Here is a 21,631-nt window from a genome sequence, read left to right on the forward strand (position 1 = left end):
AGAACCCCATGTCCCTGCGCCCGCTCATCTTCTACTGCCTCTGCCTGCTTGCGACGGCACCCGCCGAGACCGCCGCCGAGCACCCGTCCGACCCCCTGGCCGAGGCGCGGGCCGCCTGGGCGGCCGGCGACCCGGCGGCGGCGCGCATCCACCTGAACACCCTGCTGCAAGGCCACCCCGATGACCCCGCGGCCCGGCTGCTGCAAGCGCGCCTGGCCCTGGACCTGGCGCAGCCGGCCCTGGCGGCGGAGGCGGTGGCGCGGGCGCGGGCGGCCGGGGCGGTGCGCGCCGATTGGCTGATCCCCTGGGGCGATGCGCTGCTGCGCCAGGGACGCTTCGCCGACGTGCTGGCGGAGGTGACGGCGGAGCCCGCCGACCCGGCCCCGCTGGCGGCGCAGATCGCCCGGGTACGGGCCGAGGCACTGTACGGACTCGGCCGGGCGGACGAGGCGGCGGCGGCCATCGACGCGGCCCTGGCCCTGGACCCGGCGAGTGCCCGCCCCCTGGCGGCGCGGGCCGGCTGGGCGCTGGCGCGGGGTGATCAGGCGGCGGCGCGCGCCGACCTGGAACGTGCGACAGCGTTGGAGCCGACGGCGGGTCTGGCCTGGGAGATGCTGGGTGCGCTGGAGCACCGCAGCGGTAATCTCAAGGGCGCCGCGGCCGCCTATGACCGCGCCATCGCGTCCCAGGCGGCCCCCTGGCCGGTCTATCAGAAGCGCGCCCTGCTGCGCATCGAGACCGGGAAGCTCGCCGAGGCGGCGGCGGATGTGGAGCAGACGGCGCGCTGGCGGCCCGATGTCGCCGGTCTCGCCTATGCCCGCGGCCGGCTCGCCCTGGCCCGCGGGCAGCTCGCACCGGCCCTGGACGAGTTCGAGGGTTATCTGCGCGCCCAGCCCCAGGACCATGAGGCGGCCTATTACGCGGCCGTCGCCCTGATCGGGCTCGGCCGGTTGCCGGCGGCGGAGGAGTCGCTGGTGCGCGTGACCAAGGCCGCACCCACATTGGCACAGCCGGCCCTGCTGCTGGCGCGGCTGCGGCTGGAGCGCGGCGACCCGGCCGGCGCGGCGGCGCTGCTGCGGCCGCTGGCCGGTCCCGGCGCCCCGCCGGCCCTGCGCCGCACCCTGCTGCAAGCACTGCTGGCCCAGGGCCAGGACGCCGCGGCCGATGCCCTGCTGGCTGAACTGGCCGCCGCCGCGCCGGACGATGTCGCGCTCGGCGTCGCCCAGGCCGCGCGTCTCCTGGCGACCGGGGACACCGCCGCGGGGCTGACGGCGGCGCGTGCGGTCGTCGCCCGCCACCCGGCCGACGGGGAGGCGCGGCTGCTGCTGATCCGCGCCCTGACCGCCGCCAAGGAGCCCCAGGAGGCATTGGCAGAGGCCCAGTTCCTGGCCCAGGCGGCCCCCAAGGACGCGCGGGCGCTCAATGCCTTAGGAACCGCCCAGGCGCAGAACGGCGACCCCGCGGGGGCGCGCGCCACCCTGGAACGGGCGGCCACGGCCGGGGGGCCGGGCGCGGCGGACGCGGCCCTGAGCCTGGCGCGGCTCGAACTGGCGGGGGGCGCGACTGAGGCGGCGACCGCCGCCCTGGAAGGGGCGCTGGCGGCCGACCCCGACGATCCGCGCCTGGTGACGGCCCTGGCCGGGCTCGAGACCGCGACCACGGGCAAGGGCAGCACTGCGGCGATCACACGCCTGCGCGCGGCCCAGGCGACGCACCCGGCCGACCTGACCCTGCGGTTGCGCCTGGCCCGCACCCTGCTCCAGGCCAAACAGCCGGGCGAGGCCCTGGCCCTGCTCACCGCGGCCCCGGCCGACCAGGCCGGACGCCCGGCCGTGCTGCGGCTTAAGGGTGCGGCGGCCCTGGCCGCCGGGCAGGCGGGCGCGGCGGTGACGGCCTTCGAGCGCCTCGCCGCCCAGCGCCCCGGCGCGGCTGGCCCCCGCTGCCTGCTGGCGCGGGCCCAGACCCAGGGGGGCCAGCCCGCGGCGGCCCGGGCGACGCTGCTGGCGGCCTGGCGGCTGGCGCCGGAGGCCCCGTGCCTGCTCCCGGCCTTGAACCAGTTGGCCCGGTCGCTGCCGGACGCCGCGGCGCGGCAGGACCTGTTCGACCGTCTGGAGCGGGACACCGGCGACGACCGGCAGATACGCCTGGCGCGGCGAATCGGTACGGCCGCCGAGGGTGACCCGGACGGGGTGGCGGCGCTCCTCACGGAGGCCCTGCGGCGGTCGCCCGAGCGCCGTGGGGTGCTGTTGGCCCTGATCGCACACGAACAGGGCCGCGGCCAGGGGCCCCAGGCCAGCCGCCTGGCCGCGGACTGGCTGGCCCGCCACCCGGACGACACCGGGGTCCGCTTGCAGTTGGCGGAGGGCCTGGCCGCGCAGGGCGATGCCACGGGCGCCATTGCCGCCTACGACAGTGCCCTGGCGGCACTGCCGGAGACCGCGCCCGCCGCCGCTGGGGCGGCCGCCCGGCTGGCCCTGCTGGTGCAAACCCAAGACCCGCGGCGGGCGCTCGCGTTGGCCGAGCGCGCCCACCGGCTGGCGCCCACGGATGGCGACGTCGCGGACACTTTGGGACGGCTGCTGCTCGACGGCGGGGAGCCGGCGCGGGCGCTGGCCCCGCTCGCCGCGGCGCGGCGCCAGCGCCCGGACGACCCCGGGATCAGCTACCGCTATGCCCGCGCCCTGGCCGCGACCGGCGACCCGGGGCAGGCCCGGCGTCTGTTGCTCGGGATCCTGGACCGGCAGTTCGCCGAGCACGCGCAAGCCATCGCCTTGCTGGGGCAATTGGGGGACTGATGCGCCCGAGCCGTCCGGCGCGGGCGGGTCATGCCGGTCTCAGGTGGAGAAGAGCAGCCGGAAGCAACTGCCCGCGCCGACCGGTCCCACTGCAGGCCGACCGCCGCGTCGGCGCGGCGACCAGCCGCGCGGGCCGCCCGCTCAGTCCACGCGGACGAGCGCACGAAAGGTGCCCCGCTTGCGCCCTGAAATGGCACCATAGGAGAGCCCCGAACGCCCGCGAGCCCCGTCCCCATGCCGAGTGACCCGAACCAACCGCATCCCCATGAGCGCATCCGCCTGCGCGGGGTGCGCCAGAACAATCTCAAGAACCTGGATCTGGACCTGCCGCTCGGTCAGTTGATCGTGGTCACCGGGGTCTCGGGCTCCGGCAAGTCGTCGCTCGCCTTCGATACGGTCTACGCCGAGGGCCAGCGGCGCTATGTGGAGACCTTCTCACCCTATGCCCGGCAGTTCCTGGACCGCATGGACAGGCCCGCGGCGGACCGGATCGAGGGCATCCCGCCGGCCATTGCCATCGACCAGACCAATACGGTGCGCAACTCCCGCTCGACCGTCGGGACCATGACTGAACTGGCGGATTACCTGAAGCTGCTGTTCGCCCGCGCGGCGCGGCTCTTCTGCCGAGGCTGTGGGCGGGAGGTCCGGCGTGACACACCGGAGTCCGTCTGGGAACAACTGACGCGCGACGCGGAGCGCCCGCGGGTACAGGTCTGCTTCCCAGTGGCCGTGCCGGAGTCGCTGGGTGCCGAGGAGGTCCGGCAGATGCTCGCCCAACAGGGCTATGTGCGGCTCTTGGACGGGGACGGTCCGGCGCTGACCGTGGTCCAGGACCGGCTGCGGCTCACCGACGAGCACCGGGGCCGCGCCCTGGAGGCGATCGAGACCGCGCTGGAGCGCGGCCATGGGCGGCTGCTGGTCTATCCGGTCGGACCGGGGCAGGAAACCGGTGCGCCCTGGCGCTTCTCCGCCGACCTGCACTGCCCGGACTGTGACCTGACCTATCGGGAACCCCTGCCCAATCTCTTCTCCTTCAACTCGCCCATCGGTGCCTGCGAGACCTGTCGGGGCTTCGGCCGGACCATCGGGATCGACTGGGGGCTGGTGGTCCCGGACCCGGGCAAATCGCTGATCGAAGGGGCCATCAAGCCTATCCAGTCGGACAGCTATGCGGAAGTCCAAGAGGAGCTGATGGGCTTTGCCCACCGCCGCGGCCTCCCGACCGACGTGCCCTGGCGCGACCTACCCCAGGCGGACCGAGACTGGGTGATCGAGGGCGAGGGCGAGTGGGACGCCGGGGTCTGGTTCGGCATCCGCCGCTTTTTCGCCTGGCTGGAGGCGCGCGCGTACAAGATGCATGTGCGGGTGCTGCTGTCGCGCTACCGGTCCTATGAGACCTGTCACAGTTGCAATGGGGCCAGGCTGAAGGACGAGGCCCTGGGGTGGCGCCTGGGAGCGCGGGCGTCCCGCCCGCCCGCGGGCGGGACGCCCGCGCTCCTCAACCTGCCCGAGCTGATGGCCCTGCCCGCGGAGCGCTGCCGGGACTTCTTCGCCGCGCTGGTGCTCCCGCCGGCCCTGGACCAAGCGATGGACTTGGTGCTGACCGAGATCCGCTCGCGCCTCACCTATCTGTGCGCCGTGGGCCTGCCCTACCTGACGCTCGACCGTCAGTCGCGCACCCTCTCGGGCGGGGAGGTGCAGCGGATCAATCTGACCACCGCTCTCGGCACCTCGCTCGTCAACACGCTGTTCGTGCTCGACGAGCCGAGCATCGGCCTGCACCCCCGCGACCTGGATCGGGTGCTGGGCGTCCTGCGCCGCCTGCGCGACCAGGGCAATTCGCTCCTGGTGGTGGAGCACGACCCGCAGTTGATGCGGGCGGCGGATCGCATCATCGACATCGGTCCCGGCCCCGGGGAGCACGGCGGCCAGGTCTGCTTCCAGGGGACGCCCACAGAGCTATTGGCGGCGGACGGCTCGCTGACCGGGGACTATCTGGCCGGCCGCCGCCGGGTGGCCGCGCCCCGCGCCCCCAACCCGCCCGCGCCGGACGGACCCTGCATCCGCATCCGCGGGGCGCGCGCCCACAACCTCAAGGGCCTTGATGTTGCGATCCCGCTGCACCGGCTGGTGGTAGTAACCGGGGTCTCGGGCTCCGGCAAGTCCACCCTGATCGGGGATGTACTCTACCGGGCGCTGTGCCAGCGCAAGGGTCACCCGGAGGAGGCCCCGGGGGAGTTCGACGGCATCGACGGGGACGAACTGATCGCGGACGTGACCCTGCTGGACCAGTCCCCGATCGGCCGGACCTCGCGCTCCAACCCGGCAAGCTTCGTCGGCGCCCTGGACGTGCTGCGCAAGCGCTTCGCCGCGCTGCCGCTGGCCAAGGAGCGCGGCTACACGGCCGGCACCTTCAGCTTCAACGCCGGCACCGGGCGCTGCCCCACCTGCGGGGGCAACGGCTTCGAGCACCTGGAGATGCAGTTCCTCTCCGACGTCTATCTGCGCTGCCCGGACTGCGACGGGCGCCGCTACCGGGCGGAGGTCCTGGAGCTCCGGCTCCCGGACCCGGCGGACGGGGGCGCCGAGTTGTCCATCGCCGACGTGCTCGACCTCACGGCGACTGAGGCCCTGGTCCGGTTCGCCGACGACCGGGAACTGGCGCGGGCACTGGAGCCGCTGACCGCCGTGGGGCTCGGTTACCTGCGCCTGGGCCAGCCGGTCCCGACCCTGTCCGGCGGCGAGGCGCAACGCTTGAAGCTGGCCGGACACCTGTGCAAGACGGGACGGAGCAAGGGCCGCGGCGGTCTCGGGTCCACGACCCAGGGGCTCTTGTTCCTGATGGACGAGCCGACCACCGGGCTGCACCCGGCGGACGTCGCCGTGCTGCTGGCGGCGCTGCGGCGGCTGCTCGACCAGGGTCACTCGCTGGTGGTGATCGAGCACAACCTGGACCTGATCGCGGCGGCCGACTGGCTGATCGACCTGGGCCCCGAGGGCGGCGACGGCGGCGGCGAGCTGGTCGCCGTCGGCACTCCGGCGGACCTGGCAAGGGAGCCCGGGCGTCCCGCCCGGGCTTTGCTGAGCCATACGGCACTGGCCCTGCGCGACTATCTGGAGCAAGCAGCCGCCGGCCCGATGACGCCAAGCTTAGGCGACGCACTAGCCGATGGGTCCGATCGCGGCGAAGACGCCGCTCCCACAAGGATCGGCGCCATCGCCGAGGCCCCGCCGCCCGCCTATTTGCAGGTCCTCCCAACCGCCCCCCCTATCCCCTATCCCCTAACCCCTAACCCCTCTCCCCTATCCCCTAACCCCTCAATCGACATCCTCCACGCCCGCGAGCACAACCTCAAAGACCTGAGCGTCGCCATCCCCCGCGGCCGCTTCACCGTCATCACCGGCGTCTCCGGCAGCGGCAAGAGCACGCTCGCCTTCGACATCCTCTTCAACGAGGGCCAGCGGCGCTATCTGGAGTCGCTCAATGCCTATGCCCGCCAGTTCGTCCAGCCCGCCGCCCGCGCCGACGTGGAGGCGGTCCGCGGCATCCCGCCCACCGTCGCCATCGAACAGCGGGTAAGCCGCGGCGGGGCCAAGAGCACGCTCGGCACCCAGACCGAAATCCATCACTTCCTGCGCCTGCTCTATGTGAAGCTCGGCACCCAGCACTGCCCGGGGTGCGACCTGCCGATCGAGCCGCTGGGCCTCGAGGCGATCCTCGCGCGCATCCTGCGCGACCAGGGGGGCCGCCAGGTCGCCGTGATGGCCCCGCTGGTCGTCGCCCGCAAGGGCCTCTACAACGAACTGGCCGCCTGGGCCGCGCGCAAGGGGTGGTTCGTCCTGCGGGTGGACGGCGAGCCCATTGAGACCCGGACCTGGCCCCGCCTGGACCGCTTCCGCGAGCACTCCATCGACCTGCCGGTGGGTGAGGTCAGGGTCGGCCCCAAGACCGAGGGCGAGTTGCGCGCCCTGCTCGATGTGGCCCTGGACTTAGGAAAAGGCCTGGTGCGGGTGGTGCAGGTCACCCGCGGGACCTGGGGTCCGGAGACCCCCTACTCCACGGCCCGCTCCTGCCCCGGCTGCGGGCGCGCCTTCCCGGAGCCGGACCCGCGGCTCTTCAGCTACAACTCCAAGCACGGCTGGTGCCCGGCCTGCTTCGGCTCCGGGCTTGCGATGGCCGGGTTCGATGGGGAGCAGACCGGGGAGGAGGACCAGTGGCTGGACTCAGGGACCGAACACCAAGGCTGCACCAGTTGCCGGGGCGCCCGCCTGAACCCAGAGGCCCTGTCGGTGCGTTTTCGCGGGCGCTCCATCGCCGAACTCTCTGCCCTCACCGTCACCGCGACCACCGTGGCCCTGGCCGGCTGGGAGCTGACCGAACGGGAGTCCGCCATTGCGCGGGACCTGCTCGCGGAGGTCCGGGAACGGCTCGCCTTCCTCGCCCAGGTGGGCCTGGGTTATCTGACCCTGGACCGCGGCGCCCCCACCCTCTCCGGCGGCGAGGCCCAGCGCATCCGGCTCGCCGCCCAGCTCGGCTCCAACCTGCAAGGCGTCTGCTATGTGCTGGACGAGCCCAGCATCGGGCTGCACCCCCGGGACAACCGGCTGCTGCTCAATACACTCACGAGGCTGCGCGACCGGGGCAACACCGTGGTGGTGGTGGAGCACGACGAGGAGACCATCCGCCGCGCCGAGCACGTCATCGACCTGGGGCCGGGGGCCGGGGTCCAGGGCGGCCGGGTGGTCGCCCAGGGGACGGCCGCGGACCTGATCGCTGCCCCCGATTCGGTTACCGGCCGCTATCTGGCGCGCCGACGCGGTCACGGACTGGGCGAGCCGCGGGCGCGGCGCCCGCTGCCCGGCAAGGGCGAGTGGCTTGCCATTCGCGGGGCCAGGCTGCACAACCTCAAGGGGATGGACGTGCGGGTGCCGTTGCGGCGGCTGACCTGCGTCACGGGGGTTTCGGGGTCGGGGAAGTCCTCGCTGGTGCGCGATGTGCTGGTGCGCAGCCTTCAGGGGTTGTTGGGGGCGGCGGATGAGGCAGTGCGCGTCGGGCGGCGCGGTATCAGCCCTCAAGGGACGGGGTCGGCCGCGGACTCGTCGCGGCGGGACGCCGCTCCCACCGGGATGGTGCATGGGTGCGACGGTCTCTCGGGCTGGCACGCGCTGAGCCGGGTGCTGGAAGTGGACCAGACCCCCATCGGCAAGACGCCCCGCTCCTGCCCCGCCACCTATGTCGGCTTCTGGGACCGCATCCGCAAGCTCTTCGCCGCGAGCCCGGAGGCGCGCATCCAGGGCTGGGGGGCCGCGCGCTTCTCCTTCAACACCGCGGGCGGGCGCTGCCCCGCCTGCGAGGGCCAGGGCGTGCAGCGTATCGAGATGAGCTTCCTGCCGGACGTGCGCGTCCCCTGCGAGGTCTGCGGCGGCAGCCGTTTCGACCGCGAGACCCGCGAGGTCCGCTATCTGGGGCTCGACATCGGCCAGATCCTGGCGCTCGACGTGGACCGCGCGGTCGAGGTCTTCGCCGCCCACCCCGCCATCCGCCACCCGCTGACCCTGCTGCAGGAGGTCGGACTCGGCTATCTGAGCCTGGGCCAGCCGAGCCCGACCTTGAGCGGCGGCGAGGCCCAGCGCCTCAAGCTGGTCACCGAACTCACCAAGGCCCGCCCCAGCGCCGACGGTACCCATCCGCGGCCGACCCTCTATGTCCTGGATGAACCCACGGTCGGCCTGCACATGGCCGATGTCGAGCGCCTGATCGCCGTCCTGCACCGGCTGGTCGATGCCGGCCATACGGTGATTGCCATCGAGCATGATCTCGACCTCATTGCCGCGGCCGATTGGGTCATCGACCTGGGGCCTGAGGGTGGTGAGGCGGGCGGGCAGGTAGTGGCGGAGGGGACGCCGGAGCAGATCGCGGCGGGCGGGGACCTGCCGACGGCGGCGGCTTTGCGGGAGTGGTTGGGCGGCACCTGAAGGCCGACCCCTGGCGGCTTAGGACCATGGGATGGTCGAGACGCCAGAGTGACAGAACCGATGGACGGGTTGATCAACATGGGCTAATCTCCGCGGAAACTGTCAAACTCGTCGCACCCCCAAGAAAGCCGATGGCTTTTCCATTTTGGCTAACGAGTTGGAACAATGAATGTTAATGAATCCAAAAGTCTGCTGCACTGGAACTACTTTCTGGCACTCGAATCAGACGTGGAACGTCTAGCGAGGTTTGTAGAATTCGCTGGCAACAATTTTGACACCTACTCGATTGAAATAGCACACCTCTTTTTGGCCGCAGCATCGGAGGTGGATGTAGTCACCAAACAGCTCTGCTTGTTGGTGGACACAGCCGCCAATCCGAAGAATATAGAACAGTATCGTGCAGTGCTTCGGCGCTGCCTGCCAGAAATAGAGAACTCGCTTATCACCATCCCACGCTATGGCTTGGACTTCCGACCCTGGGGTAGTTGGGAGAACGGAGAGACACCCGATTGGTGGTCGGCCCATAACAAAGTGAAACACCAACGAGGTGAGCACTTCGCTCTAGCCAATCTGAAGAATGTGCTCAATGCGATGGCTGGTCTGTTCGTTGTTGTTCTGTACTACTATCGACACGTCATAGATGATCGAAGGATCGAGCCACCCCCAAACTTGTTCACTCCGCCGGCTGACTTGGCTATGGTCTGCCCGACCTTAGGGGGGCCCATGGCCCTGTATTTCACGGAAGACGAACGCTGAAGAGGGAAAAGGGGTCGGAGAGGAAGGTGGGGAAGGAGGCAAGGGTTCAGAACTCTTTATCTCGATGGCAGCGGCGAATCAGCAGAGACTCACCATGACAACACTCAAGTATCGATATTGGCAGGATGAGGACATGTGGCTTGGGTACCTCGAAGACTACCCTGATTACATGACGCAGGGAGAAACCCTGGAAGAACTCCAGGACAATCTGCGCGATATCTATCATGAATTGACCAGCGGTGCCATTCCGGCGGTACGACATGTCGGCGAACTGCTGGTCGCATGAAGAGACGTGAGCTTATCGCCAGGCTGCAACAACTGGGCTGCGTCTTGATCCGGCACGGTGGGAGACACGACTGGTATCAGAATCCACGAACCAGAGAATCGCAACCCGTACCGAGGCATGTCGAGATCAAGGACCATCTGGCGGATCACATTCTCAAGAAATTGAGCTAGCGCGTGACCTAGGCTTCCCTCACTTACAATCGCCATGAGGTAACAGACGCATGTCCACCGTCCTCAATAAAGCGGACGCCCATCGGCTCATCGACCAACTGCCGACGGACGCGACTTGGAACGACTTGATGCAAGAGATCTTTGTGCGCGAGGCCATCGAGCGAGGCCTGGATGACAGCAGAGCAGGCAGAACCATGGACGTAGCTGACGTCAGAAGAAAATACGGCCTTCCGGAATGAGGGTTCACTGGACGAAAGCAGCGGTTGAGCAGCTCGATGCGATCTCCGCTTACCTCTCATCGGCCTCGCCGAGCTTCTCAGGAAATTGAGCTGACCCGTGACGTGGGCTGCCTGGCCTCGTTCATCATCGCGGCCACCGCGCCAACTGCGAGGCCGGTGGTCCGCGCAGCGGACCCTACGGCGCCACGCCGGTAGGGTCCGCTGTGCGGACCGGCGACCTCCCGCCCGGCGGGGTGGCTGGGGTTATGATCAAGGCCGGCTTCCTTCACCGCGCTGGAAGGCGGCCGTGGTTGCTAGCACTACGAAGACTTCTTCGTGACCTGGACCTCCAGGCGCGCCGGGATCAGCCCGCGGCGACCAGGTCCGCCTGGTAGCCGGCATCCACCACGGCGTGGATCAGGTCCGCCGCCGCGGCCTCGCCCTCGACCCGCGCCGTGCCGCCGTCGAGATCCACCAGGGCCGCGGTAACGCCGGGGACGGCCGCCAGGGCCTCCCGGACGGCACGCACGCAGTGCTGGCAGGTCATGCCGGTAACCTTGATTGTGGTGGTCATCTCGTCTCCGGTTTCAGGTGGGCGGCGCCGGTGCTCAACGCAGGCCCATGTAGCGGGCCGCCCCGAGGAGCGGCGTTTCTGCGCGCAGGATGACGCGCACCGGCATCCGCCGCATGTGCGGCTCCATCCGGCCCTTGGCGAAGAAGCCGTCCAGGAAGCGGCTGGCGCGCAGGGCCTCCAGGTTCTTCGGGGCGATGCCGCCGCCCAGATAGACGCCGCCCAGGGCCAGGTGCTTCAAGGCCAGGTTCCCGGACTCGCGCCCGAAGAGGCTGAAGAACAGATCCATGGTCTCACGACAGATCGGGCAGCGGCCCGCGGCGGCGGCGACGGCGGCGGCGGTGTCACCGGCGGCGATCTCCGCGGCCAGCCAGTCCGGCGTCGCCGCCTGGTGCCAGGTCAGCAGAAAGTCATAGAGGTTGCCGATTCCCATCCCGGAGGCGACCCGCTCCCAACTCACCCGGCCGAAGCGTTTCTGCAGAAATCCGAGCAGCGCGAACTCACGTTCGTCCAGGGGCGCGAAGTCGGTGTGACCGCCCTCGGTCGCAAAGGGGTGGTGGCGGGTGCCGTCCCAGTAGAGACCGGCCTCACCCAGACCGGTGCCGGCAGCCACCACGCAGGCATTGCCGACCGCCGGCTGCTGGGGCGCCCCGCCGGGGTGGATCTCCGCCACGTCGTCGGGACCCAGGGCGGCCACCCCCCAGGCGACGGCCTCAAGGTCGTTGAGCAGTCCGACGGCACGGAACTCCAGGATGTGCTCGATCAGGTCCGCGTCGATCTCCCAGGGCAGGTTGGTGGTCCGGCAGTGCCGGCCCTCCACCGGACCGGCGACGGCGAAAGCACCCAGATGACAATCGCGCGCCGGGACCTGCCCGGTCTCCTGCAGATACTGGATGATGAGCGACTCCAGCGAGTCGAAGGCGGCGCTCGGATAGCGCCGCACCTCCCGCAGGGTCACCGCCAAACCATCGGTCTCGGCGACGCCGATTCCGGTCTTGGTGCCGCCGATATCGCCGACCAATACGCGCATAGCTTAGGGCCTCCGGTTCTAAATTGGGGGAGCGGTCTGGTGACAGCCCAGAAAGAATATTAGCCGCAAATGAACGCAAATAGACGCAAATGAAGAAAACTATTCATCTGCTTGGCAATTACGATTCCGAAGGTGAACGCCGCCGCCCGCTCCGGTCCAATTTGAATTTATTCGCGTTCATTTGCGTTCATTTGCGGCTGAATCTTCTTCAGGATCACCGCCAGGTCGTAAAGCGGAACGGCGCGGCCAGGAGCCCGGCGGGCGTGGTCAACAGCACCCGCGCCTCCCAGGTCATGCGCGTTCGCACACAGACCGGCAGCATCCCCTCACCCCGGAAGCGCCCCGGGCCGTCCGCCTCCAGAATGCGGCGATTGTAGCCCATGTCCATGTCGGTGCCGGTCAGGTCGAGCGCGACCGCACTGACCACCAGATCGCGGATCAGGACGCGCAGGACCAGCGGCCGGGCGGGCGGAATACCGCGCGGTTCAAGGTCCAGCGTGACCTCTCCTCCCCCCGCGAAACGTCCGGTGCAGGGGCCGGCGCGCAGGTCGCAATCCGGATCTGGGACCGCCAGCAGAACCGGCTCCGGGGTCAGCAGCGGCCTGAGCTTGACCGCGACGACCACCAGTACGGCAACGGCCAGCGCAATGAGCAGCGCCCACAGTAGACGATTAACCATCAGTCTTACCGAAGCGCGTGCTTTAAGAAACGGTTTACCGAAAAGTTAAACAAGTTCATTGGGGAATGCCAGTCGCGTCCTTGTCCTTGTCCTTGTCGTTGTCGTTGTCGTTGTCGTTGTCGTTGTCGTTGTCGTTGTCGTTGTCGAGGTTATCGTAGCGTCCCGGATTCGCTCGCACGCCAAAGTGCGTCGCTTCCCGATTACGACAACGATTACGACAACGACAACGATCGTGGTTACTAAGCCCCCTCCGTCTGCCACGCCTGGCGCTTGCGGTAGATGGTGGAGGGGCTGACCTCCAGTAGCGCGGCGGCGCGCGGGATATTGCCCTCACAGAATTCGATGGCGCGCTCGATCGCCTCCTTCTCGACCACATGCAGGGGCCTGATCCCCTGGGGGCCGAGCTCGGCCGGACGGGGCAGCTTGGGTGTGGCGAGCGGTGCAGCCCCGCGCTTGGCGATCCCGTTGAGCGGCGGCGGCAGCATGTCGACCGTGACCTGCTCGGCGTCGTACAGGACCACGACGTTGCGCAACACGTTCTGCAACTGACGGATGTTGCCCGGCCACTCGTAGTCCATGAAGACGGCCTCCACCTCGGGGGCGAACTCGCGGAAGGCCTTGTGCTCCTCGGCCGCGAACTTGCGTAGGAAGTGATTGGCCAACATCAGGATGTCGTCGACCCGCTCACGCAGCGACGGGATGTGGATCGGGATGACGTGCAGACGATAGAAGAGGTCCTCGCGGAAGCGCCCCTCGGCCACCTCCAGTTCGGGGTCGCGATTGGTGGCGCAGATGAAGCGCACGTCGACCTTGATCAGTTGGGTCGAGCCGACCCGCTGAAAGGTCCCGGTCTGGACGAAGCGCAGGAGCTTGGTCTGGAGGTCCAGGTCCATCTCGCCGATCTCGTCCAGGAACAGGGTCCCGCCGTCCGCCATCTCGGCCGCCCCCTCCCGGTCCCGGCTGGCGCCGGTGAAGGCCCCGCGGACATGGCCGAAGATCTCGCTCTCCATGAGGTCCCGGGGGATGGCGCCGCAGTTCAACGGGATGAAGGGTTTGTCGCGGCGCGTGCTCTGCCGGTGGATGGCCTCGGCGCACACCTCCTTGCCGCTGCCGCTCTCCCCGGTGATGAAGACCGTCGCCTTGCTGGGGGCGGCGCTGTCGATGATGCGGTAGACCGCCTGCAGGGCGAGCGAGGAGCCGATGAAGCCGTGATAGTGGTCGCGCTGGAAGTCGTCGCGGATGCGCTCGACCAGGGTATTCAAGTTCTGGCGGTCCACCGCGTTGCGTAGCGTGACCTTGACCCGCTTGGCGCTGAAGGGCTTCTCGATGAAGTCGAAGGCACCATAGCGCATGGCGTCGATCGCCACGTCCACCGAGGCATGGCCGGTGATGATGACCACCGAGGTGGGGATCTGGCGGTCATGGATATGCTTTAGGATCTCCATGCCGTCCATGTCCGGGAGCTTGAGATCCAGGAGCAGGGCCTCGGGCGGGTCCTTCTCCAACTCGGCCATGCCGCTACGTCCGTCGCCGACGTGCTTGACCTGATAGGGTTCGCCACGCAGGTAACTGCGATAGACCTCGGCCAGGGCCGGACTGTCCTCGATAATCAACACTCTGGGCTTGTTGCTGGACATGGATATCGCTTGCTTCGACGGGTCTTGCGGGCCGAATCGGAAAGTGGGCCCCGACGGGTCACGGGGAACTGGGTTCGAGGATGATCAGGGTCGCGTCGTCCCTGGGGGTGTCCCCGGCCGCCGCGTAGAAGGTCGCCATCAAGGCGTCGGCCAGGTCCGCAAGCGGCGCAGCGAGCCCCTGTTTGGCCGTTGCCAACAGGTCCAGTTCCAGGGCGTTGCGGCCCGGGGCCGTGAAGGCCCCCTCGAACAACCCATCGGTGAACAGCAAGAGCCGTTCCCCTGGCTTCAACGTGAGCGAGAGAGTGTCGTAAACCGGCTCTGACTGCAACCCCGGCAGGGCCCCGCCGATATCGAGTTGGTGGGCACCCAGCGCATCGAGGAGCAGCGGCGCCGGATGACCGGCGCACGCGATCTCCACCCCGCCGCCGTGCGTAAGGCGAACTGCCACACAGGTCAGCAGGCTGTATTGGTTGAGTTTGTCGTCGAAGACACGCTGCGAAATGGCGCGGCACAGGCTCGCCGGCTCCCACGCATCCGGGCGCGAGTGCAGCAGGCCGCCGATATAGCCGGCATGGGCATGGGCAAAAAACTTGGCCGCCACCCCGTGGCCCATCACGTCCACCAGAACCAGGGCGGCACAGTCGGGGCCCTGGGTGAAGGAGACGAAGTCCCCGCCCCCGGCCTCCGCCGCGACCGAGCGCACCACCGCCCGCCAAGACCCCAGCTCAGCGGGGAGTTTGGGCTTGAGCGCCTCGGTGATGGCCGCGTCGATACGATGCCCGAGCCGGGCGCGCAGGCTGCGGCTGCGAAACAGGGTGCGCTGGACGGCGGCGATCAACTGCCGCTTGCGCACCGGTTTCAGCAGGAAGTCGTCGATCCCCAGCAGATCGGCCTGTTCGCGCACCACCTCGTCCCGACTCTCGGTCATGAAGATGAAGGGCACCAATTCGGTGGCCGGGTCCTCGGCCAGGCGGCGGCGCAGTTCCAAGCCGTCGAGTTCCGGCATCCGGATGTCCGCCAGCACCAGGTCCGGCGGCGCGCGGCGCAGGCGCTCCACCGCCACCAGGGGTGCCGAGAAGGAGATGACCTGATAGGAGTCCGCGAGGTAGGCAGCGATCACCCGCAACTGCAACGGATCATCGTCGATCACCGCGACCACCACGCTGCTCTCCCCAAGCCCCAGACGCCACCGATTGAACTCCCGGGCGGACTCACCCGGTTCGTAGCGCGCGTCGGGGAACATGGCGGCGACCAGGGCCAGACCGCGACCGTGGTCCTCGGCCAGGCAGTCCGCCCCGTCGATGGCCCCGGTCGTGAGGCGCGCGCGCCAGTCCAGCAGGGGAGCGCCGTTGTCGGCCAGTTCCAGACGCCAATCCCCGCGCTCGCGCGAGAGCAGCACGCGGATCCAGCGCGGCGGCGGCGCACTATGCTGGACCAGGTTGGTGGCCAGCTCCGAGACGGCCACCAGGGTCTCGTTCTGGCGCGCCTCCGGCAGCCCGGTGCAACCCAACCCCAGGGCGACCTTGCGCCGCAGTTCACGCACGCCCTCCAGATTTGCGCGGACTTCAAAGGTTTGCAGGTTGGTACGGATCATGGGCGCGGCGTATCGGCGACCACCGACGAATACTCCGCGGCCAAGAGGGCGCAGGTCGCCGTCACCAGGCGCCTGACCTCCGGCAACAGGGCCGCAAGGCGTGCCGCGTCCCCGCCGCGGCCGCTGCGCTCCATCTCGTCGACCGCCTGGCGCAGGGCCATGGCGCCGAAGGTGCCGGCGCTGCCCTTGAGTGCATGCGCCTCGTCGGCGGCGCCGGCCGCATCGCCGGCGCCGACCCGCGCCTCCAGGAGGCCCAGTCGACGGGCGGTCTCCGTGAGAAAGGTGGAGAGGACCTCCGGCAAGAGTTCAGCCCCCAGGTCTTCCTCCAGTTGGGCCAGGGTGCGTCGGTTCAGCAGCGGCGCCGTCACCCCGGGGCGCGCATCCAGGCCCCAAGTGGGGTCGTCGGCCGCCTCGACCCAATGGGCCACGGCCTCCAACAGCGTCTCCTGCTCACCCGACCTGGTCAGAAAACCGTCCATGCCGACGGCGCGGCAGCGCTCCCGGTCAGTCTCGCCCAGGGCCCCGGTCAGCACCAGGATCGGCACGTCGCCCCGCGGGTAGGGCAGTCGGCGGATGCACCGGGCGGCCTCGATCACCCCATCGAGGTCCGCCGCCTCCAGGGCCATCAGGATCAGTGCATAGGGGTGCTGCGCCGCGGCCGCGCACGCCTCCAGGCCGTCCAGCGCATCCACGACGTATCCCGCCTGGGCGAGAATCGCGGCGTCCGGCAGCCCGCCGGTGCGGCGGTCCTCGATCAGCAGGATGCGCCGGCGCGCGTCCGAAGGGTTCATTCGTCAGGCCCTGTAGTCAGGCCCCGGATGCGGCCCGGAGTGCCGATGGCACCTCAGGTCTCCAGGTTCAGGAGTTGGGAGTCGCGGATACGGCGACGCAATTTTTCGGTGCGACCGGGGAAGTACCGATCGAAGCGCTGGGTCTCGCGCCGCAGTTCCTCCGCCAGTGACGGATTGTGAAAATCATTGAGCACGGTTCCCACCAGGGTGACCTCCGCGGACTTGAGCCGGTCGAGCGCGGCCCGCACGGCCGAGGCGGGCGTGACGCCGGCCAGTACCACCAGGATGGTCCCCTCGCAACCGTGTGCGATCCGCTCCGCCGGAATATTCCCCATGTTACCGCCATTGAGCGGTGTCGTATCGAAAATGACAACCTCGTATCGCTCGAGCCAGGCGTCGAGATAGTCTTTGAAGTGGTCCGCGTTGCGCAGCAGGATCGGCAGCGCACGGTTGGTGGGCACCGGCATGACGGTGAGTCCGTCGGCCAGTTCCACCCGCGGCAGGTCCCCCGGCCCGTGGGGGCCCTCCGGCGCCGCCGGGGTGAAGCTCAGGCCGAAGCGCCGATGCAGCGCGGGCCGATGCAGATTCAGATCCACCACCAGGGTGGAGCGCCGGGAGTGGCGGTTGCGCTTGGCCAGGGCGACGACCAGCGTGGTGACGCCCTCCTCTTGATCCGCCGACGTCACGACCAGCGACCGCAACCCGGCACCGATGGTGCGGGAGTAGATGCGATCGAGTTCGACGTAGTCTTCTGGAAATTCGACAAATTCGGCAGTCATGACGGTTCCCGGTACGGGCGGCCGGTGCGCGTGGTACGATGGTCATTCGCCCTGCCCTAAGGCATCGAGCAGGCTGTAGAGTGAGATTACGCGAATCACGTCGGTAATTCCTTGACGCACTTCCGCCAATGTACTCTGGGTCTTGTCGGGAACATACACGGTATCGCCGGCACGCACCACCGGCAGCAGGGAGAAATCCGGCTTGCGCACAAATTTTTCCAGGTTGAAGACCCGCGCCTGGTCTTTGCAACAGGATAGATTCACCACCGTGACCCGCTCGGTCCAGGCGTTGGTGGTGGGGCCGCCGGCCTGGGCCAGCAGGTCCAGGAGGGTCAGGGAATCGTCAAAGCGGTAGCGCCCGGGCTTGCCCACGGCCCCCAGGACCCGCACCGTCGCCTCCTTGGTTTCCTGCCGCCAGTCCGGGGTGCGGTCGGGAAAAAAGATGGTATCCCCGGCCCTGATCTTCGGCAGCAGGGAGTCGTCACCCGTCTCGAAATAGCGCGCCAGGTTAAGGGTTGTGACCTGCACCCGCTTACCGTTGCGGTGATTGACCCGGATGTTGTAGAGGTCGGCACTCGCACTCGGGCCATTGGCCGCGCCCAGCAGGTCCAGGAACCCCATGCTGTCGTTGAAGGCATAACGCCCCGGGGCATTGACCTGTCCCATGATGTAGATGCTGTCCTTGGCGGGCTGAAGCAGCCACTGCGCCTTGTTGTCGCGCGGATCATCGGGCAGCGCGGGCACCACGATGGTGCTCCCGGCGACGATCTTGGGCAAATCCTTGGTGTCTCCGCCCTTCAACAGGAAGCCCTCCAGGTCGAAGGTCAGGACCCGGCTGCGGCCGGCGGCATCGGTGCTCACCACCCGCAGATGGGCGGTATCCCCCTTCATCGTCGGGCCGCCCACATGGGAGAGGAGGTCAAGCAGGTTCATCTCGTCCGACCACTCGTAGCGGCCGGGCCGCACCACCTCGCCGATGATGCGCACGGCGCGGCTGGGCGTGATCTTGAGCCAGGACTTCTCGTTCTGGTCCGTCTTCTCCGGGACGAAGATGGCGTCACCCGAATTCATCTTGGGCGGCCGCGTCTTGCTCAACCCCTCGGTGAAGGCGTGCAGATCGAAGCGTTCCACGCTCCCGTCGGCACGCAGGATGGTGATATTTTTCGTCTCCGCATACCGGGTGGGACCGCCGGCGTTGGCCAGGATGTCCATGAAGGTCGCCTTGTCGCTGTTCTCGAAGGCGCCATTGCGACTGACCTCGCCCATGACATAGACGGTGTTGCGTCCGACCTTGATCTCCTCCTGCTGGCGCGGCACAAAGACGGTCGCTCCGGGCTGGAGTGCCAGCAGAAGTGACTTGTCGCCGCGGTCGAGGTATTCGGAGAGATTGAACTTCTGGGGTGCTCCGTCGGAAATCAGCCGGATCTGATCCACGGCAGCAAACTGGGTGACGCCCTGGGCGCGCATCAGGGCGTCCACGATGGTCATCGCGGGCTTGAATGAAAACATACCCGGTGAGCGGACCTCCCCGAACACCTTGACGCCGGCCGTCTCGTCCGCCGCATCGCCGGTCTTCTCCAGCTTGGTGTCGCTGAACGAGCCCTGGACATTGCCCACGAAGGGCGAGGCCGGCACAAAGAGCTCGTCCAGGGACTTGAGCCTGGGCATCAGCGCCGGGTCGCCGGTATCGAGATAGCGCTTGTAGTCGAAGGTAATGACCTCGCCCTGGCGGCGCACCTGCATCCGGTCGAGTTGGGCGCCGGCGCGCAGGCCCCCGGCCGCCTCCAGGGCGGCCTGCACCCCGGCATCCGCCGGCAGGGTGACCTGCCCCGGTTTGGTAACGAAACCCAGGACCTTGACCAGGACCGTCGGCTCCTCGCGCGTGACGGAGAGCCGCGAGAGGTCGCGCAGGACCTGGGCCAGGGCGAGCCGAATGCGCTGCTGCGCCTCCTCCAGGCGATAGCCCTCGACCTTGAGATAACCGACCTCCGGCAGGCGGATGCGGCCCTGACGATCCACCGGAAATTCCGCATTGAGGGTGTCCTCGCCGGGCAGATCGATGCGCAGGACGTCCCCGACGGTCAACACCTCATCCGCGTCGTCGGCCGCGTCGCCCGGGGCCTCGGTCCCGTCGCCCGGGGCCTGCGCCGCGTCGCCCGGGGCGGCGGCCGTCGCCGCGGCGCTGACCGCAACCGGCGGTGCCGGGTCGGCGGCGCCCACCACGGCGGCGACGGCCAGCCACCAGAGCGCCAGGAACAGCCGAACGCACAAGGCAGGCCAGGTCCGGATCATGATCGCGAATGGATGACCGTGACCGTGCCCCGCTAGGAGCCGGTCGGACTTTCGGTGCGACACCCTTGAATTGGTCGCAAAGTAATCGATTTCTGTGATCCTGCGCAACATTTCGGGCACCTATGCAGAGCGAACTGCTGAGAAACAGATCGTGGTCTACTCCCTATCTTAGAGTAGTCATGGAGTTACGTCGTGCGTCTTGTCTGGCCAAAGGTACAGAGGCAAGAAGCAAGACCTGACTCCTACCATTCGGATTCCGCTCCAGCGATTATGTTCTCTATTGCCGCCTGGTTTCCCGGCGGTGCCACGCTATCTCTGCCATACGACTATTCGTTCCCGGCTCCTCGCAGAACCGGACTTGAGCCGATCCCGCTGCTATCAGGCTGGCGTTGGCATGTCCAATAATTGTAACGTCCACAATAGCGCGATAACTCGTCAGCGCGCTATTCATCTCAGCTACACTTGTTTCACCCACTCTAGCAATACCAAGCCTCTCGTATTTGCCGCCGAAATTGGATTGCGCTTGCTCCATCGCATAGTGAGCCGCGTTCTCCCAACAATTGGGAGCTTCCCTTGCCGAATAGAAGATGTGCCTTTCACGATTCTGTTCTTGCGTTTTGCCTAGCCAACGGAACAGAGGCGAAGCGCAAGAATTGTTCCCGCCCCTGCTCTCAGACCAAAAGCTGCCGAAGTCGAGCACTATGGCATCGTATAAGAATCAAGCACTTCGATCTTGACGAGCCTTCGTGCCTCATCCAGGAAAATATAGACGGAAATAGCTTGATACGCGCCACAATGCGCTTCATCACGTATGGTGGTGTTGTAGCGCTTCAGGAAATCAGTGTATCTCCAACCGAAGCCAATATTGCCCAGCACTGTTTCGATTTCTCGCTGAGTATCCCCGACCTTGAGACTGCTATTGAGCATCGTTCTCAAGTCATTTGTCTTCAGGCAGCCGCCGCCGCAACCCTGAAGCAGATGCAGAGATTAGACTGCTGCGACTATCGCCTTGGCGGAGATCATCACCAAGTCTGACATCCGTTTCCCGCCGAAGTGGATACTCGATTCGATCATAATTTCAACGATGGCGATGGTATTATACGACAACTGACAAGAAGGCAGCCGATAATCTCCGCCAGGTGCCGTAACTATCGGCTCCGGACGACGACCGGTCAAGATTTCCACGAAGGTAGTTGCGCAATTCTTGCCGGTCGGGTTACGCTTCCCTAACCTGAACACGCTGCCCCCTGCCGCCTCAGGAGAATGAACCGTGGTCGGGGAGTAAGCCGGGTCCTTGCCGACGTTTAGGCAGACGATACTGGGCTCGCGGCTCACGATTATCCAGGCGGGGCTTCCACCCGCTAGAACCCGCGGCCTTGCCAGGCCGCACTGTCCCCGATTTCCTGTGTCCCCGAATTTCCTGCCGATTTCCTGCCCGATTTCCTGCAGCTGAGGGAAAAACACTGCATCCACAATGGCTGTGCCGTGGTATATTTATTCTATGGGGTTCGTAGACGTCTACATATCGGCATGCCAGCTATTAGACCAAAGGTTATAGCAACAGAAACGCTTGCAAATGCAACTGCGAGGCCGTTTGCGACAACGACACCTAGCGGCTCGTGCTGATCGCGCACCGGATGAGAAATGACGAATATTACTCCACCCAATAGTCCCGCTATGGCCGAAAAGAACGCCCCGTAACGAATAAGCGTTTATCCGTCGTGCGCGCCCAACTGACCCCGAGTCGGAGCGCGACGCCGCGCGCGCACGACGGATAAACGTTTGTTGGACTAATCCGCTCCTGGCACGACGCCTGCTGCGGCCGCGGTCCTCTTTAAGAGAGGGAATTGTATCCCTGAGGCCGGGGCGCCGGTCGGTCCCGGACCACGTTGCAGCACCCGGATGCCGCTCGGTGCGGCACCAAGCGGGCCTCCGCAGGGCTCCGCGGGGCTGGACAACGGGCTATTGAGGACGAAGTGTAGCCCATTTCCCGGATGTTGGGCGAGCGCGAACGCAGGCCGCGGGCGGCCTGTCCCGGACGGCCGGCGGGCGCTGAG

Annotated in this window: 17 protein-coding genes; 6 read left to right on the forward strand and 11 right to left on the reverse strand. The window is 67.7% G+C overall.

Going from position 1 to position 21,631, the window contains the following annotated elements:
- The first annotated feature begins 8 nt into the window (after positions 1-8).
- The 6 genes from prsT to THSYN_RS16960 all read left to right on the forward strand — a co-directional run bounded on the left by prsT (position 9) and on the right by THSYN_RS16960 (position 10,222).
- Positions 9-2,795, forward strand: coding sequence for an XrtA/PEP-CTERM system TPR-repeat protein PrsT (gene prsT / locus THSYN_RS16935; RefSeq protein ID WP_157817745.1), 2,787 nt, complete (start codon positions 9-11; stop codon positions 2,793-2,795).
- Between the two features lie 234 nt (positions 2,796-3,029).
- The gene (gene uvrA, locus THSYN_RS16940) at positions 3,030-8,771 is read left to right on the forward strand and encodes an excinuclease ABC subunit UvrA (protein WP_100920172.1); all 5,742 of its coding nucleotides are present in this window, start codon (positions 3,030-3,032) and stop codon (positions 8,769-8,771) included.
- A gap of 165 nt (positions 8,772-8,936) precedes the next feature.
- Positions 8,937-9,527, forward strand: coding sequence for a hypothetical protein (locus THSYN_RS16945; protein ID WP_100920173.1), 591 nt, complete (start codon positions 8,937-8,939; stop codon positions 9,525-9,527).
- Positions 9,528-9,621: 94 nt separating this feature from the next.
- The gene (locus tag THSYN_RS16950) at positions 9,622-9,813 is read left to right on the forward strand and encodes a type II toxin-antitoxin system HicB family antitoxin (protein ID WP_100922471.1); all 192 of its coding nucleotides are present in this window, start codon (positions 9,622-9,624) and stop codon (positions 9,811-9,813) included.
- Positions 9,810-9,983 carry a type II toxin-antitoxin system HicA family toxin gene (locus tag THSYN_RS16955; RefSeq protein WP_100920174.1) on the forward strand — a complete coding sequence of 58 codons (174 nt, stop codon included), beginning with the start codon at positions 9,810-9,812 and terminating at the stop codon, positions 9,981-9,983. Before THSYN_RS16950 ends, THSYN_RS16955 begins: the two co-directional genes overlap by 4 nt.
- Before the next feature lie 50 nt (positions 9,984-10,033).
- A complete protein-coding gene (locus THSYN_RS16960; RefSeq protein ID WP_100920175.1) occupies positions 10,034-10,222 on the forward strand; it encodes a hypothetical protein in 189 nt (62 codons plus the stop codon).
- 343 nt (positions 10,223-10,565) lie between these two features.
- On the opposite strand, the gene THSYN_RS16965 is transcribed toward THSYN_RS16960, so the two are convergent.
- The 11 genes from THSYN_RS16965 to THSYN_RS34015 form a co-directional block, all read right to left on the reverse strand.
- Positions 10,566-10,775 carry a CopZ family metallochaperone gene (locus tag THSYN_RS16965; protein WP_100920176.1) on the reverse strand — a complete coding sequence of 70 codons (210 nt, stop codon included), beginning with the start codon at positions 10,773-10,775 and terminating at the stop codon, positions 10,566-10,568.
- Positions 10,776-10,809: 34 nt separating this feature from the next.
- A complete protein-coding gene (gene glk / locus THSYN_RS16970; RefSeq protein WP_100920177.1) occupies positions 10,810-11,802 on the reverse strand; it encodes a glucokinase in 993 nt (330 codons plus the stop codon).
- Between the two features lie 214 nt (positions 11,803-12,016).
- Positions 12,017-12,481, reverse strand: a complete 465-nt coding sequence (locus THSYN_RS16975) for a hypothetical protein (RefSeq protein ID WP_100920178.1) — start codon at positions 12,479-12,481, stop codon at positions 12,017-12,019.
- Positions 12,482-12,536: 55 nt separating this feature from the next.
- A complete protein-coding gene (locus THSYN_RS36705; protein ID WP_257791186.1) occupies positions 12,537-12,659 on the reverse strand; it encodes a hypothetical protein in 123 nt (40 codons plus the stop codon).
- A gap of 61 nt (positions 12,660-12,720) precedes the next feature.
- A complete protein-coding gene (locus THSYN_RS16985; RefSeq protein ID WP_100920179.1) occupies positions 12,721-14,118 on the reverse strand; it encodes a sigma-54-dependent transcriptional regulator in 1,398 nt (465 codons plus the stop codon).
- 58 nt (positions 14,119-14,176) lie between these two features.
- Positions 14,177-15,712 carry a SpoIIE family protein phosphatase gene (locus THSYN_RS16990; protein WP_100920180.1) on the reverse strand — a complete coding sequence of 512 codons (1,536 nt, stop codon included), beginning with the start codon at positions 15,710-15,712 and terminating at the stop codon, positions 14,177-14,179.
- On the reverse strand, positions 15,709-16,503 hold the full coding sequence (locus THSYN_RS16995) for an Hpt domain-containing response regulator (protein ID WP_100920181.1): 795 nt from the start codon (positions 16,501-16,503) through the stop codon (positions 15,709-15,711). The genes THSYN_RS16990 and THSYN_RS16995 overlap by 4 nt, the downstream gene beginning before the upstream one ends.
- Positions 16,504-16,556: 53 nt before the next feature.
- The gene (locus THSYN_RS17000; RefSeq protein WP_100920182.1) at positions 16,557-17,282 is read right to left on the reverse strand and encodes a CpsD/CapB family tyrosine-protein kinase; all 726 of its coding nucleotides are present in this window, start codon (positions 17,280-17,282) and stop codon (positions 16,557-16,559) included.
- Positions 17,283-17,324: 42 nt separating this feature from the next.
- Positions 17,325-19,574: an SLBB domain-containing protein gene (locus THSYN_RS17005; protein WP_236848590.1), complete on the reverse strand. Its 2,250-nt coding sequence runs from the start codon at positions 19,572-19,574 to the stop codon at positions 17,325-17,327.
- 699 nt (positions 19,575-20,273) lie between these two features.
- Entirely contained in the window at positions 20,274-20,501 is a 228-nt protein-coding gene (locus tag THSYN_RS17010) for a hypothetical protein (RefSeq protein WP_100920183.1), read from the reverse strand.
- A gap of 60 nt (positions 20,502-20,561) precedes the next feature.
- Positions 20,562-20,909, reverse strand: a complete 348-nt coding sequence (locus tag THSYN_RS34015; protein WP_157817746.1) for a hypothetical protein — start codon at positions 20,907-20,909, stop codon at positions 20,562-20,564.
- Between the last annotated feature and the right edge of the window lie 722 nt (positions 20,910-21,631).

The organism is Candidatus Thiodictyon syntrophicum, from assembly GCF_002813775.1.
GTDB lineage: Bacteria > Pseudomonadota > Gammaproteobacteria > Chromatiales > Chromatiaceae > Thiodictyon > Thiodictyon syntrophicum.